This is a genomic window from Neisseria sp. P0009.S007 (genome assembly GCF_051962515.1).
Window position 1 is genome coordinate 1 of sequence record NZ_JBQCVF010000811.1, and the last position, 629, is coordinate 629.

The 629-nt window shown below is 47.7% G+C and carries 1 protein-coding gene; it reads right to left on the bottom strand.

Annotation, left to right across the window (positions count from 1 at the left end):
- Positions 1-584: ADP-glyceromanno-heptose 6-epimerase (gene rfaD / locus ACTHS3_RS16535; protein WP_440368576.1), on the bottom strand; the 584-nt coding region annotated here is incomplete at its 3' end.
- Positions 585-629 lie beyond the last annotated feature (45 nt).

The following is a 629-nucleotide window of genomic DNA, read 5'->3' on the forward strand; positions in this document are numbered from 1 at the left end:
CGGTATTGGTGGAAATGATGGAAGGCGACGGATGCCATACGGCCTTTGTGTTGCTCCTGCTGTCCATATACGTTGAAGTAGCGGAAGCCAACGACTTGGGCGGTCAGGCCTTCTTTCATGCGGCGGCGCAATACTTGGTCAAACAAGAATTTAGAGTAGCCATATACATTGAGCGGTTTTTCCAGTTCGCGCTCTTCGCGGAAGATTTCGCCCTTGCCGTACACTGCGGCGCTGGAAGCATAAAGGAACGGAATGCGTTCATCCTGACACCAGTCCAAGAGATCAAGTGTGTACTGGTAGTTGTTGTCCATCATGTAAAGGCCGTCATGATTCATGGTATCAGAACATGCGCCTTGGTGGAAAACGGCTTCGATATCGTCGTAAGGCAGAAGATGGCCGCGCACTTGACGGATAAATTCGTGTTTATCGAGATAATGGGCAATTTCACACTCGGCAAGGTTTTTAAATTTTTCGCCTTTGCTCAAATTGTCGACGGCAACAATGTCGGTAATACCGCGCTGGTTAAGTGCTTTGACGATGTTGCTGCCAATAAAGCCGGCCGCGCCTGTTACGATAATGGTCATAATGAATTTCCTTTATTTTGATTTTTCAGACGGCCTTGAAGAAAT